Raw genomic sequence first — 12,274 nt, forward strand, 5'->3', positions numbered from 1 at the left:
AAACGACCTTGTTCGAGATTGCTTTATTTAATACACAAGCATTTATCATCTATCATCTTTTCAAAAAAACATTTCACTTTCGGTAAATATTTGCACCTCGGCGATAATAACGCTATGTGATAGTCATCGGATTTTCTGTTATGCAAACCTACGCAGTAGTATCTGAGAACCTGTGCAGAAGATTTTTGGTTAAAAACGCTATCGAACAGAAGAACATCGCGATGTATCACAAGCTGATGGTAATCAAATAGACAACATGAATATAAATGTTAGTATTTAATTGATTTCACTTATGAGTATGCGTGTTTCATTTACGGCCAGGAATGCTGATGATGACAACATTACTACCCGTTTTCACCAGACCTTCCCCGTTGGCGCTCAGTTTGCTGCGCCCTGGCCGCCTTTGCCGTTTCCTTCTTATCCCGGATGGAATAATTCGCTGAACGTCGTTCGGTGGCAGTTGTAACACGCGTCGATTGCTTACAGGGATTATGGCGGGTCGATTATGGATAATATTAAGCGCCATCTGGCGTGGTGGGTTGTCGGGTTACTGGCGGTGGCTGCTATCGTGGCGTGGTGGCTGTTGCGCCCGGCAGGTGTGCCGGAAGGCTTTGCCGTCAGCAATGGGCGCATTGAAGCGACGGAAGTGGATATCGCCAGCAAAATTGCCGGGCGTATCGACACCATTCTGGTGAAAGAAGGCCAGTTTGTTCGCGAAGGCGAAGTGCTGGCGAAGATGGATACTCGCGTGTTGCAGGAACAGCGACTGGAAGCCATCGCGCAAATCAAAGAGGCGCAAAGTGCCGTTGCCGCCGCGCAGGCTTTGCTGGAACAGCGGCAAAGTGAAACTCGCGCCGCTCAGTCGCTGGTTAATCAACGGCAAGCTGAACTGGACTCCGTAGCCAAACGTCATACCCGTTCCCGCTCGCTCGCCCATCGTGGGGCTATTTCTGCGCAACAACTGGATGACGACCGCGCCGCTGCCGAAGGCGCCCGTGCTGCGCTGGAATCGGCAAAAGCCCAGGTTTCGGCTTCTAAAGCCGCTATAGAGGCGGCACGCACTAATATCATTCAGGCGCAAACTCGCGTCGAAGCGGCACAAGCCACTGAACGGCGCATTGCCGCAGATATCGATGACAGCGAACTGAAAGCCCCGCGTGACGGACGCGTGCAGTATCGGGTTGCCGAGCCAGGGGAAGTGCTGGCGGCAGGCGGTCGGGTGCTGAATATGGTCGATCTCAGCGACGTCTATATGACTTTCTTCCTGCCAACCGAGCAGGCGGGTACGCTGAAACTTGGCGGCGAAGCCCGGCTGATCCTCGATGCTGCGCCAGATTTGCGTATTCCTGCAACCATCAGTTTTGTCGCCAGCGTCGCCCAGTTCACGCCAAAAACTGTCGAAACCAGCGATGAGCGGCTGAAACTGATGTTCCGTGTCAAAGCGCGTATCCCACCGGAATTACTCCAGCAGCATCTGGAATATGTCAAAACGGGCTTGCCGGGCGTGGCGTGGGTGCGGGTGAATGAAGAACTTCCGTGGCCTGACGACCTCGTGGTGAGGTTGCCGCAATGACGCATCTGGAACTGGTTCCCGTCCCGCCTGTCGCGCAACTGGCGGGCGTGAGCCAGCATTATGGAAAAACCGTTGCGCTGAACAATATTACTCTCGATATTCCGGCCCGTTGCATGGTCGGGCTGATTGGCCCGGACGGCGTCGGGAAGTCGAGCTTGTTGTCGTTGATTTCCGGTGCCCGCGTCATTGAACAGGGCAATGTGATGGTGCTGGGCGGCGATATGCGCGACCCGAAGCATCGCCGCGACGTCTGCCCGCGCATCGCCTGGATGCCGCAGGGGCTGGGCAAAAATCTCTACCACACCTTATCGGTGTATGAAAACGTCGATTTTTTCGCCCGCCTGTTCGGTCACGACAAAGCGGAGCGGGAAGTCCGAATCAATGAGCTGCTGACCAGCACCGGGTTAGCACCGTTTCGCGATCGTCCGGCGGGAAAACTCTCCGGCGGGATGAAGCAAAAACTTGGGCTGTGCTGTGCGTTAATCCACGACCCGGAACTGTTGATTCTTGATGAGCCAACAACGGGGGTTGACCCGCTCTCCCGCGCCCAGTTCTGGGATCTGATCGACAGTATTCGCCAGCGGCAGAGCAATATGAGCGTTCTGGTCGCCACCGCCTACATGGAAGAGGCCGAACGCTTTGACTGGTTGGTGGCGATGAATGCCGGAGAAGTGCTGGCAACCGGTAGCGCCGAAGAGCTGCGGCAGCAAACGCAAAGCGCCACGCTGGAAGAGGCGTTTATTAATCTGTTACCGCAAGCGCAACGCCAGGCGCATCAGGCGGTAGTGATCCCACCGTATCAACCGGAAAACGCAGAGATTGCCATCGAAGCGCGCGATCTGACCATGCGTTTTGGTTCCTTCGTTGCCGTTGATCACGTCAATTTCCGCATTCCACGCGGGGAGATTTTTGGTTTTCTTGGATCGAACGGCTGCGGTAAATCCACCACCATGAAAATGCTCACCGGACTGCTGCCCGCCAGCGAAGGTGAGGCGTGGCTGTTTGGGCAACCGGTTGATCCAAAAGATATCGATACCCGCCGTCGGGTGGGCTATATGTCGCAGGCGTTTTCGCTCTATAACGAACTCACCGTGCGGCAAAACCTGGAGTTACATGCCCGTTTGTTTCACATCCCGGAAGCGGAAATTCCCGCGCGAGTGGCTGAAATGAGCGAGCGTTTTAAGCTCAACGACGTTGAAGATGTTCTGCCGGAGTCATTGCCGCTCGGCATTCGCCAGCGGCTTTCGCTGGCGGTGGCGGTGATTCATCGCCCGGAGATGTTAATCCTCGATGAGCCTACTTCTGGCGTCGATCCGGTGGCGAGGGATATGTTCTGGCAGTTGATGGTCGATCTCTCGCGCCAGGACAAAGTGACCATTTTCATCTCCACCCACTTTATGAACGAAGCGGAACGTTGCGACCGCATCTCACTGATGCACGCCGGAAAAGTGCTTGCCAGCGGTACACCGCAGGAGCTGGTTGAGAAACGCGGAGCCGCCAGTCTGGAAGAGGCATTTATCGCCTATTTGCAGGAGGCGGCAGGGCAGAGCAACGAAGCCGAAGCGCCGCCCGTGGTACACGACACCACCCACGCGCCGCGTCAGGGATTTAGCCTGCGCCGTCTGTTTAGCTACAGCCGCCGCGAAGCACTGGAACTGCGCCGCGATCCGGTACGTTCGACGCTGGCGTTGATGGGAACGGTGATCCTGATGCTGATAATGGGTTACGGCATCAGTATGGATGTGGAAAACCTGCGCTTTGCGGTGCTCGACCGCGACCAGACTGTCAGTAGCCAGGCGTGGACGCTCAATCTCTCCGGTTCCCGTTACTTTATCGAACAGCCACCGCTCACCAGTTATGACGAGCTTGATCGTCGGATGCGTGCGGGCGATATCACGGTGGCAATTGAGATCCCTCCCAATTTCGGGCGCGATATCGCGCGTGGTACGCCTGTGGAACTCGGCGTCTGGATCGACGGAGCGATGCCCAGTCGTGCCGAAACGGTAAAAGGTTACGTGCAGGCTATGCACCAGAGTTGGCTTCAGGATGTGGCAAGCCGACAATCCGCGCCCGCCAGCCAAAGCGGGCTGATGAATATTGAGACGCGCTATCGCTATAACCCGGATGTAAAAAGCCTGCCAGCGATTGTTCCGGCGGTGATCCCGCTTCTGCTGATGATGATCCCGTCAATGCTAAGCGCCCTTAGCGTGGTGCGGGAAAAAGAGCTAGGGTCGATTATCAACCTTTACGTGACCCCCACCACCCGTAGCGAATTTTTACTTGGCAAACAGCTGCCGTACATCGCGCTGGGGATGCTGAACTTTTTCCTGCTCTGCGGCCTGTCGGTGTTTGTGTTTGGCGTACCGCATAAAGGCAGTTTCCTGACGCTCACCCTGGCGGCGTTGCTGTATATCATCATCGCCACCGGAATGGGGCTGCTGATCTCTACCTTTATGAAAAGCCAGATTGCCGCCATTTTCGGTACGGCGATTATCACGTTGATCCCGGCGACACAGTTTTCCGGGATGATCGATCCGGTAGCTTCGCTGGAAGGTCCTGGACGTTGGATCGGCGAGGTTTACCCGACCAGTCATTTTCTGACTATCGCCCGCGGAACGTTCTCGAAGGCGCTTGATCTGACTGATTTGTGGCAACTTTTTATCCCGTTGCTGATAGCCATCCCGCTGGTGATGGGCTTAAGCATCCTGCTGCTGAAAAAACAGGAGGGATGATGCGCCATTTACGCAATATTTTTAATCTGGGTATCAAAGAGTTGCGCAGTCTGCTCGGTGATAAAGCGATGCTGACGCTGATTGTCTTCTCGTTTACGGTGTCGGTGTATTCATCAGCGACCGTTACGCCTGGATCGTTGAACCTCGCGCCGATCGCCATTGCCGATATGGATCAATCGCAGTTGTCGAACCGGATCGTTAACAGCTTCTATCGCCCATGGTTTTTGCCGCCGGAGATGATCACCGCCGATGAGATGGATGCCGGGCTGGACGCCGGACGCTATACCTTCGCGATAAATATTCCGCCTAATTTTCAGCGTGATGTCCTCGCCGGACGCCAGCCGGATATTCAGGTGAACGTCGATGCCACGCGCATGAGCCAGGCATTTACCGGCAATGGGTATATCCAGAATATTATCAACGGTGAAGTGAACAGCTTTGTCGCGCGCTACCGTGATAATAGCGAACCGTTGGTATCGCTGGAAACCCGGATGCGCTTTAACCCGAACCTCGATCCCGCGTGGTTCGGTGGGGTGATGGCGATCATCAACAACATTACCATGCTGGCGATTGTATTGACCGGATCGGCGCTGATCCGCGAGCGTGAACACGGCACGGTGGAACACTTACTGGTGATGCCGATAACGCCGTTTGAGATCATGATGGCAAAGGTCTGGTCGATGGGGCTGGTGGTGCTGGTGGTATCGGGATTATCGCTGGTGCTGATGGTAAAAGGCGTGCTGGGCGTACCGATTGAAGGCTCGATCCCGCTGTTTATGCTGGGCGTGGCGCTCAGTCTGTTTGCCACCACGTCAATCGGCATTTTTATGGGGACGATAGCGCGTTCAATGCCGCAACTGGGGCTGCTGGTGATTCTGGTGCTGCTGCCGCTGCAAATGCTTTCTGGTGGCTCCACGCCGCGCGAAAGTATGCCGCAGATGGTGCAGGACATTATGCTGACCATGCCGACGACACACTTTGTTAGCCTCGCGCAAGCCATTCTCTACCGTGGTGCCGGATTCGAAATCGTCTGGCCGCAGTTCCTGACGCTGATGGCAATTGGCGGCGTGTTTTTCACCATCGCGCTGCTGCGATTCAGGAAGACGATTGGGACAATGGCGTAAGGAAGGGAAACTTGACTTCATACTGTGATGTCATACTATTGATGTCATAAAGTGAAGTCATAAGGACATGCCATGAGAATCCAGGTACAGGCTTTACGGAAGAAACAAAAAAATACATTGGATCAAATATTTAAATCTCCTGTTCCTCAAGGGATCAAGTGGTCTGATATAGAGTCACTGGTTAAAGCATTAGGCGGAGAAATTAAGGAAGGAAGAGGTTCGCGTTGTAAGTTCATACTAAATATGAGCGTTGCGTGTTTCCATCGGCCTCATCCGTCGCCAGATACCGATAAAGGCGCTGTAGAAAGCGTGCGTGACTGGTTATTAAGTATAGGGGTAAAACCATGATCAAACTGAAGACGCCAAACTCTATGGAGATTGCCGGGCAACCAGCTGTTATTACCTACGTGCCAGAACTGAATGCATTTCGTGGCAAATTCCTGGGCTTGTCAGGTTATTGTGATTTTGTCTCTGACAGTATTCAGGGGCTGCAAAAAGAAGGGGAGCTTTCCCTGCGAGAGTATCTTGAGGATTGTAAATCTGCGGGTATTGAGCCGTATGCGCGTACAGAAAAGATTAAGACCTTTACGTTACGCTATCCAGAATCGCTGAGCGAACGCCTTAATAATGCCGCTGCGCAGCAACAAGTCTCTGTTAATACCTATATTATTGAAACGCTGAATGAGCGTTTGAATCATTTATAAATTTTAGCGGCGTACATTACGCAGAATATCTGCCTTTACAGGATCTATCTATGCAACTGAACTTAATTTTATAAATTAAGTTCAGTTAATATCTTTTCTTTCCTCGTTCTAGAAATAACTCAATCTTCCTTCGGCAAGCACTGCAAATGCCCGTGCCGCACGCCGCGCTGGGCGATAACGTCATCGGCAAAATGCTGCACGTCGCCCATGTCACCTTTCAACACGGCGATTTCCAGACAGTCGTCGTGATTAATGTGTACATGCAGCGTGGCAACCGAGAGATCGTGGTGGTGATGTTGGGTGGAGACAATACGGCTGGCTAAGTCGCGTTTTTCGTGTTCATACACATATGACAGCACCGCGAAACCTTGTGTGCCGTGCTGCTGGGTAGCTTCCTGTGCCAGGGCGCTACGCAGAATATCGCGGATAGCTTCGGAACGGTTGTTATAACCACGACGCTGGCTCAGGCTGTCCAGCGTCTCCAGTAAATCGTCATCAAGCGTGATGGTGACTCGTTGCATTTGCGTTAAACCTTTTCTGTGGCGCGACGGCGCACGGGGAATGCGGGTAATACCGCGTTTTGTAGCACACGTCCGGCGTCAGAGGAAAAGGTTAATTTATCTCCCACCACCTGGGTTTCGACGATTTGTCCGTTGTCCATCACCATCACCCGCTGACAGAAGCGTTCTACAAGACGTAAGTCGTGGGTGATGAACAGGCAGGCGGTGCCAAACTGTTGTTGCAGCTTTTTCAGCAGGCGAATGACGCCCGCCTGTAACACGAGGTCAAGGTTAGAAACCGCTTCATCCAGAATCAGCAGTTTCGGTTCGACCGCCAGCGCGCGCGCCAGGCAGACGCGCTGGAGCTGGCCGCCGCTTAACTGCGGTGGGCGTTTGTCGAGCACGCTGTCGTCAAGATCTACCGCCTTCAGCATTTCGCTGGCGCGCGCCAGTTGTTCGGATTTTTTCAGCGATAGCAGATGGCGCATCGGTTCACGCAGGATCTCGCGCACGGTTTTGCGCGGGTTAACGGCGCTGATGGAGTCCTGAAATACCATCTGAATATCACGGCGGAAGGCTTTACGTTGGGCGCGATTAAGTTTCGCCAGCGATTCGCCGCGCCAGCTAATATTCCCTTGTGAGGGAGACTCTAAGCCTACCAGCAGCCGCGCGAGAGTGCTTTTTCCGCAGCCGCTGCGCCCCAGCAGGGCGACGGTTTCACCGCTTTTCAGGGTCAGCGAAACGTCATTCAGCACCGCCTGGTGTTGATGTTTTCCGCTAAATCCACCGTGCGCATAGTGATGGGAAAGGCCGGAGACGTTAAGTAAAGTCATGATGCCAGCTCCATACCGTAGAGGGCGAGATGAGCGGAAACCAGGCTGCGCGTCACCGTATGTTTGGGGGCGTTAAACAGCGTTTCTACATCGCCCTGTTCGACAATTTTACCGTGTGACATCACCGCCACGTCATCTGCCAGACGCGCCACAACGCCCATATCATGGGTCACCAGCAGCATTCCCGGCGCTTGTTTTTGCATAATGCTTTCCAGCAGATCGAGGATTCGCGCCTGCGCTACCACGTCAAGGTCGGTGGTCGGTTCATCGGCGATGATAAACGGTGATTCACACAGCACCGCCATCGCAATCATCATGCGCTGCAACATGCCGCCGCTCATCTCGAACGGGTACAGCTTCAATACGCGCGCGGCGTTTTCCAGCCCCACCGCTTCTATGGCAGCGGTAAGCGTAGCGTCATCGGCGGGTTTCCCCAGCGCCAGGCAGGTTTCCCGCGCGTGGGTGTGCATAGTGTGCAGCGGATTAAAGGCGCTGCGCGGGTTCTGCATGATGGTGGCAATTTTGATGCCGCGCAGGGCGCAGGGAGAAATCGGTTTGCCATCGGCTAAAATTTCCCCCGCCGTCTGGCGAACGCCTGCGGGCAGAATGCCCAGCGCCGCGGCGCAGGTTAATGATTTCCCACTGCCGCTACCGCCGACTAACGCCAGCACACGCCCGCGTTGCAGGGTTAACGATACGCCGTGCACCAGCGGCTGCGCGGCCTGTAGCGCGATATCGCGCAGTTCAATCTGTTGCGGCATTAGTGTGCGTGCTCCGTCACCAGATGAGGATCCAGATGATCGCGCAGTGCGTCACCCACCAGGTTAAAGGCCATCACGCTGATAAACAGCGCCAGCCCCGGCCAGAACATTTGCAGCGGCTGGGTCCAGATATACTGGCGCGCGTCGTTAATCATCACGCCCCATTCGGCGGTCGGCGCGGTCACGCCGAGGCCGAGGAAGGACATCCCCGCGACATGCAGCATCATATGGCCGATATCCAGCGTTGCCAGCACCAGCAGCGAAGGGATCACAGCACCCGCCAGATGATCGACAAACACCCGCACATGGCCCGCACCGGAAAGCCGTGACGCCAGCACAAACTCGCGCTGGCGCAGTGAAATCACCAGGCTTCGCACCATGCGCGCGTACCACGCCCAGTGCGACAGGGCGATGGCGATAATCACGTTGGTCAGCCCGGTGCCGAGCACGCCGACCATAAAGAACGACAGAATCGAGGTCGGGAAGGTCATAAACATATCGGCGACGCGCATAGTCGCCTGATCAACGCGTCCGCCAATCAGTCCGGCGCTGCCGCCAATAACCAGCCCTAATGTCAGCACCAGCAGCAGGCAGGCCATTACCGAACCGAGCGACACGCGGGTCGCTGCCATCAGCCGCGAGAAAATATCACGCCCTAAGTGATCGGTGCCCAGCCAGTGCTGCGCATCCGGTGAAAGTAGGCGCGACGGCAGATCAATCGCCTGGGGGTCATACGGCAGCCACCACTGGCTGGTGAGCGCAATCAGCGCCAGCAGGGCGATAATGATCAGCGCCAGGCGTACCGACCAGCGGGAAGAGAGGAAAAATTTCACGCGTGCGCTCCTTCATGACGACGAATGCGCGGGTCCAGCGCGGCGTTGAGCAAATCGACAATCAAATTACAGACCACAAAAACCACCACCATCATCAGCGTAAAGCACTGAATCACCGGATAGTCACGGTTAAAAATCGCCGACACCGCATAGCGCCCGACGCCCGGCCAGGCAAAGATGTTTTCGATAATCATCGTCCCGCCAATCAATTCGCCGATGTGCATCCCCACGGCAGTAATCATCGGCAGCGAGGCATTGCGCAGAATATGGCGGCGTTCGGTCTGTTTGTCGTTCAGGCCGCGCAGACGCGCCCAGGTGACGTGACGCTGACCGGCGACGTCCAGCATACTGGCGCGCAGCAAACGCGCGTTAATCGCCAGCGACATAAAGGCAATGGAAACCGCAGGCAAAATGATGTGCTGCCAGCCGCCGTAACCCATCGCGGGTAGCCATTGCAGATACACCGAAAACGCCATCACCAGTAAAAACGCCAGCCAGAAGTTGGGCATCGACACGCCGAGAAACGCGATGAAACGTACGGCGAAATCCGGAAGACGATCGCGATGGCGCGCCGCCCAGATACCGAGCGGCACAGAAGTGAGCAGAATTAATACCAGCGCGGCACCTGCAAGTTCCAGCGTGGCGGGCAGGAAGTTCAGCATATCGTCCAGCACTGGGCGTTGGCTGGCGAATGAGATACCAAAGTCAAGATGCAGCGCCTTCCACAACCAGGTACCGTACTGGACGTACAGCGGCTGATCCAGTCCGAGCATGGTGCGGGTAGAGGCCAGCATCTCCGGCGTCGGCGGCAGGTTAGACAGACGCAGATAATCGAGCGCCGGGTCGCCGGTACCGAGGCGCAGCATCAGAAAAATGATCACCGAGGCGGCGAGCACCATCGGGATCAGCAGCAGAAAGCGGCGTAATACGTAACGCAACATTAAGGTTTCACCGGTTTAATCTGTTCGAACGGAATTTCGGTGGCGATCGGCGCGTAGGGGATGTTACCCAGCTCCGGTTTTGATACCACCATCATTGAGATGTAACTGATAGGCAGATAAACCGCCTCGTCATGCAGACGGGTCAGAATGTCGCGATACAGCGCCTGACGTTGCGTTTCGTCATGGGTCGCCAGCACTTCGCCGATCTCTTTATCAATCAGCGGTTTGTCGGCTAATCCTTGCTGTGCCTGGAAGTCAGCGTGCGACGGTACGCGCATTGAACTCAGGAAGGCGTGTGGATCGTATGGCGCGCCCCAGGTGCGGTGGAAAATCATGCCAAAACGACCGTCGCGCTGACGAGCATAGATACTGCTCTCTTCTTCGCCAATCAGCGAGACATCTGCGCCAATCTGGCGCATATCAGCCTGAATGATTTCCGCCATCGATTTACTTAACGCATCGGTGCCGATGAACGAAAGTTCAATGCGCAGCGGCTGACCATTTTTCTCGCGGATGTCTTTGCCTGCAGGCAGCGTCCAACCGGCTTTTTCCAGCAACGCTTTCGCTTTCTGCGGATCGTACTGGCGTGGTTTCAGGCCGAGATTAGCGTAAGGCACAGAAGGGGCAAACAGGGTGTCGGCAACCTGCTGGGTGCCATACAACGCGTTATCAATCAGCGATTTTTTGTTTACCGCGTAATTAAGAGCTTCACGTACTGCCAGCTCGTTGGTAGGGGCTTTGGCAGTATTGAGCGCCAGCATCACGGTTTCGATCGGCTGTGACAGTTGGGTGTGGTAAGCCGGATTCTGGCTAAAGCGGGCGAAGGTATCGAGCGGTAATAACCCTTCGTTTCCGTACAGCAGGTCGATATCGCCAGTTTCAAACGCTACCGCGCGGGTAGTCGGGTCCGGGATGACGTTAAAAGTGATCTTTTTAATCGCCGGCTTTTCGCCCCAGTAGTTTTCGTTACGGACGAAGACATCGTACTGATTCAGTTTCGATTCCTGCAAAACCCACGGTCCGGTGCCAATCGGCGCTTTAATCCCGTTCATGGTTTCATGGTTTTTAAACTGCGAGGGGGCGATAAAGCGGAAAGGACGAGGCAGGGCCAGTTCTTGCAGGAAAGGATAGTAGGCGCTTTTCAGGGTGATTTGCAGCTCTGTTTTACTGAGTGCTTTGACATCAACAATCTGGTTTGCCAGCTCCAGCCAGGCGTGACGTTGACGGTTATCGAGCACTGCGCGGAAGTTTTCTGCCGCTGCCTCTGCATCAAACGGTTCGCCGTTGGAGAATTTCACGTCATCACGCAGGGTGAAGGTCCAGGTTTTACCATCTTCTGAATGAGTCCAGCTTTTTGCCAGCCACGGGATCACCGAACCATCAGCCTGATATTTCACCAGCGGTTCATAAACCATGCTCTGGGCGAACATCTGGTTAGGCGTGTAAAGGTGCGGGTTTAGTGGCCCGACATTCACCGGCCAGGCGGTGGTGATTTCATCTGGCGCGGCGGCATGGACGATAAAAGACGCACAAGCCAGCAGCGCAAATAGAGTGCGGCGGAGTGTGGAGAGCATGGTAACCCCAATGGATTAAAATAGATGGCGGAAATAAGTATGACGATTTTAAGTATTCGTCATACTGATTACCTGTTCTGGATCAATAGATGGACAGTCGGGTGGGCGGATCAGTTAACTGAATCGATCCATTGCACACTGTCGGCGGTGAGCGTAAAGGGGGTAGGGGTGCAGATTGCCAGGCTTAAATTGTCGAGCTGGCAATGGCTGACTGACAGCGAGGACTGATAGGTGCTGTCTACGCTGACGATTTGCCAGGCGCTGCCGCCACGCTGTTTAACGATGGCTTCTTTGCGCGTCCAGATGCGCCAGAACATTTCCAGCTGCTGATCAGGATGCACGGCGTCCATCTCAGCGTGTTCCCCGAGGCTGAACACCGCGTTCGCCAGCCAGCGCCAGTTGGCGCGCGGGCGAATCACTTCGATATCGCAGCCGACTTCGCCTTCATCGCTCAACAGCAGGGCGATATCGTCACCGCTATGGCTTAAGTTGAACCATAGCGGCGTTTCCGGCGCGAATGCAGGTTTGCCTTGTTCGCCATAGATGATCTCCGGTAGCGGGGAAAGCGTGTGCGAAAGCAATGCACGCCCCGCCAGCCAGCGTTCGCGTCGTGGACCTTGCGGTGCTTGATCGCGTAAATCCGGTGGCAGTGGAGCTGCGCTTAAGGTCGAAACTTTCCCCAGAACTATCCGATACATA

At 55.1% G+C, this 12,274-nt stretch carries 13 protein-coding genes; 6 read left to right on the forward strand and 7 right to left on the reverse strand.

Features of this window, described 5'->3' with window-relative positions; all coding sequences use genetic code 11:
* Positions 1 to 329 precede the first annotated feature (329 nt).
* The 6 genes from FEK47_RS25140 to FEK47_RS17915 all read left to right on the forward strand — a co-directional run bounded on the left by FEK47_RS25140 (position 330) and on the right by FEK47_RS17915 (position 6,133).
* Entirely contained in the window at positions 330 to 443 is a 114-nt protein-coding gene (locus tag FEK47_RS25140; protein ID WP_214251098.1) for a hypothetical protein, read from the forward strand.
* A 62-nt stretch (positions 444 to 505) separates the two neighbouring features.
* Positions 506 to 1,573, forward strand: a complete 1,068-nt coding sequence (locus tag FEK47_RS17895) for an HlyD family secretion protein (protein WP_135487101.1) — start codon at positions 506 to 508, stop codon at positions 1,571 to 1,573.
* Positions 1,570 to 4,305: a ribosome-associated ATPase/putative transporter RbbA gene (gene rbbA / locus FEK47_RS17900; RefSeq protein WP_138183308.1), complete on the forward strand. Its 2,736-nt coding sequence runs from the start codon at positions 1,570 to 1,572 to the stop codon at positions 4,303 to 4,305. Before FEK47_RS17895 ends, rbbA begins: the two co-directional genes overlap by 4 nt.
* A complete protein-coding gene (locus FEK47_RS17905; protein WP_016262635.1) occupies positions 4,305 to 5,429 on the forward strand; it encodes an ABC transporter permease in 1,125 nt (374 codons plus the stop codon). The genes rbbA and FEK47_RS17905 overlap by 1 nt, the downstream gene beginning before the upstream one ends.
* Positions 5,430 to 5,501: 72 nt before the next feature.
* Positions 5,502 to 5,777 (forward strand): type II toxin-antitoxin system HicA family toxin, encoded by a 276-nt coding sequence (locus tag FEK47_RS17910; protein ID WP_135487102.1) that lies wholly within the window; start codon positions 5,502 to 5,504, stop codon positions 5,775 to 5,777.
* A complete protein-coding gene (locus FEK47_RS17915) occupies positions 5,774 to 6,133 on the forward strand; it encodes a type II toxin-antitoxin system HicB family antitoxin (protein WP_135487103.1) in 360 nt (119 codons plus the stop codon). The genes FEK47_RS17910 and FEK47_RS17915 overlap by 4 nt, the downstream gene beginning before the upstream one ends.
* Positions 6,134 to 6,252: 119 nt before the next feature.
* On the opposite strand, the gene nikR is transcribed toward FEK47_RS17915, so the two are convergent.
* From nikR to acpT, 7 genes are all read right to left on the reverse strand, one after another.
* Positions 6,253 to 6,654 (reverse strand): nickel-responsive transcriptional regulator NikR, encoded by a 402-nt coding sequence (gene nikR / locus FEK47_RS17920; protein WP_001190062.1) that lies wholly within the window; start codon positions 6,652 to 6,654, stop codon positions 6,253 to 6,255.
* A gap of 5 nt (positions 6,655 to 6,659) precedes the next feature.
* Positions 6,660 to 7,466, reverse strand: coding sequence for a nickel import ATP-binding protein NikE (nikE, locus tag FEK47_RS17925; RefSeq protein WP_135487104.1), 807 nt, complete (start codon positions 7,464 to 7,466; stop codon positions 6,660 to 6,662).
* Entirely contained in the window at positions 7,463 to 8,227 is a 765-nt protein-coding gene (nikD, locus tag FEK47_RS17930; RefSeq protein WP_135487105.1) for a nickel import ATP-binding protein NikD, read from the reverse strand. The genes nikE and nikD overlap by 4 nt, the downstream gene beginning before the upstream one ends.
* On the reverse strand, positions 8,227 to 9,060 hold the full coding sequence (gene nikC / locus FEK47_RS17935; RefSeq protein ID WP_113264606.1) for a nickel ABC transporter permease subunit NikC: 834 nt from the start codon (positions 9,058 to 9,060) through the stop codon (positions 8,227 to 8,229). The genes nikD and nikC overlap by 1 nt, the downstream gene beginning before the upstream one ends.
* Positions 9,057 to 10,001 (reverse strand): nickel ABC transporter permease subunit NikB, encoded by a 945-nt coding sequence (nikB, locus tag FEK47_RS17940; RefSeq protein ID WP_000947068.1) that lies wholly within the window; start codon positions 9,999 to 10,001, stop codon positions 9,057 to 9,059. The genes nikC and nikB overlap by 4 nt, the downstream gene beginning before the upstream one ends.
* A complete protein-coding gene (gene nikA, locus FEK47_RS17945; RefSeq protein WP_000953368.1) occupies positions 10,001 to 11,575 on the reverse strand; it encodes a nickel ABC transporter substrate-binding protein in 1,575 nt (524 codons plus the stop codon). Before nikA ends, nikB begins: the two co-directional genes overlap by 1 nt.
* 110 nt (positions 11,576 to 11,685) lie before the next feature.
* Positions 11,686 to 12,273: a 4'-phosphopantetheinyl transferase AcpT gene (gene acpT, locus FEK47_RS17950; protein WP_130221333.1), complete on the reverse strand. Its 588-nt coding sequence runs from the start codon at positions 12,271 to 12,273 to the stop codon at positions 11,686 to 11,688.
* Position 12,274 lies beyond the last annotated feature (1 nt).

This window comes from Escherichia sp. E3659 (assembly GCF_005781135.1).
Taxonomy (GTDB): Bacteria; Pseudomonadota; Gammaproteobacteria; order Enterobacterales; family Enterobacteriaceae; genus Escherichia.

Excerpts from the sequence above, each read along its gene's own strand:
- FEK47_RS25140 (WP_214251098.1), top strand. The coding sequence starts at position 330 with ATGATGACAACATTACTACCCGTTTTCACCAGACCTTCCCCGTTGGCG.
- FEK47_RS17895 (WP_135487101.1), top strand. The coding sequence starts at position 506 with ATGGATAATATTAAGCGCCATCTGGCGTGGTGGGTTGTCGGGTTACTG.
- rbbA (WP_138183308.1), top strand. The coding sequence starts at position 1,570 with ATGACGCATCTGGAACTGGTTCCCGTCCCGCCTGTCGCGCAACTGGCG.
- FEK47_RS17905 (WP_016262635.1), top strand. The coding sequence starts at position 4,305 with ATGCGCCATTTACGCAATATTTTTAATCTGGGTATCAAAGAGTTGCGC.
- FEK47_RS17910 (WP_135487102.1), top strand. The coding sequence starts at position 5,502 with ATGAGAATCCAGGTACAGGCTTTACGGAAGAAACAAAAAAATACATTG.
- FEK47_RS17915 (WP_135487103.1), top strand. The coding sequence starts at position 5,774 with ATGATCAAACTGAAGACGCCAAACTCTATGGAGATTGCCGGGCAACCA.
- nikR (WP_001190062.1), bottom strand. The coding sequence starts at position 6,654 with ATGCAACGAGTCACCATCACGCTTGATGACGATTTACTGGAGACGCTG.
- nikE (WP_135487104.1), bottom strand. The coding sequence starts at position 7,466 with ATGACTTTACTTAACGTCTCCGGCCTTTCCCATCACTATGCGCACGGT.
- nikD (WP_135487105.1), bottom strand. The coding sequence starts at position 8,227 with ATGCCGCAACAGATTGAACTGCGCGATATCGCGCTACAGGCCGCGCAG.
- nikB (WP_000947068.1), bottom strand. The coding sequence starts at position 10,001 with ATGTTGCGTTACGTATTACGCCGCTTTCTGCTGCTGATCCCGATGGTG.
- nikA (WP_000953368.1), bottom strand. The coding sequence starts at position 11,575 with ATGCTCTCCACACTCCGCCGCACTCTATTTGCGCTGCTGGCTTGTGCG.
- acpT (WP_130221333.1), bottom strand. The coding sequence starts at position 12,273 with ATGTATCGGATAGTTCTGGGGAAAGTTTCGACCTTAAGCGCAGCTCCA.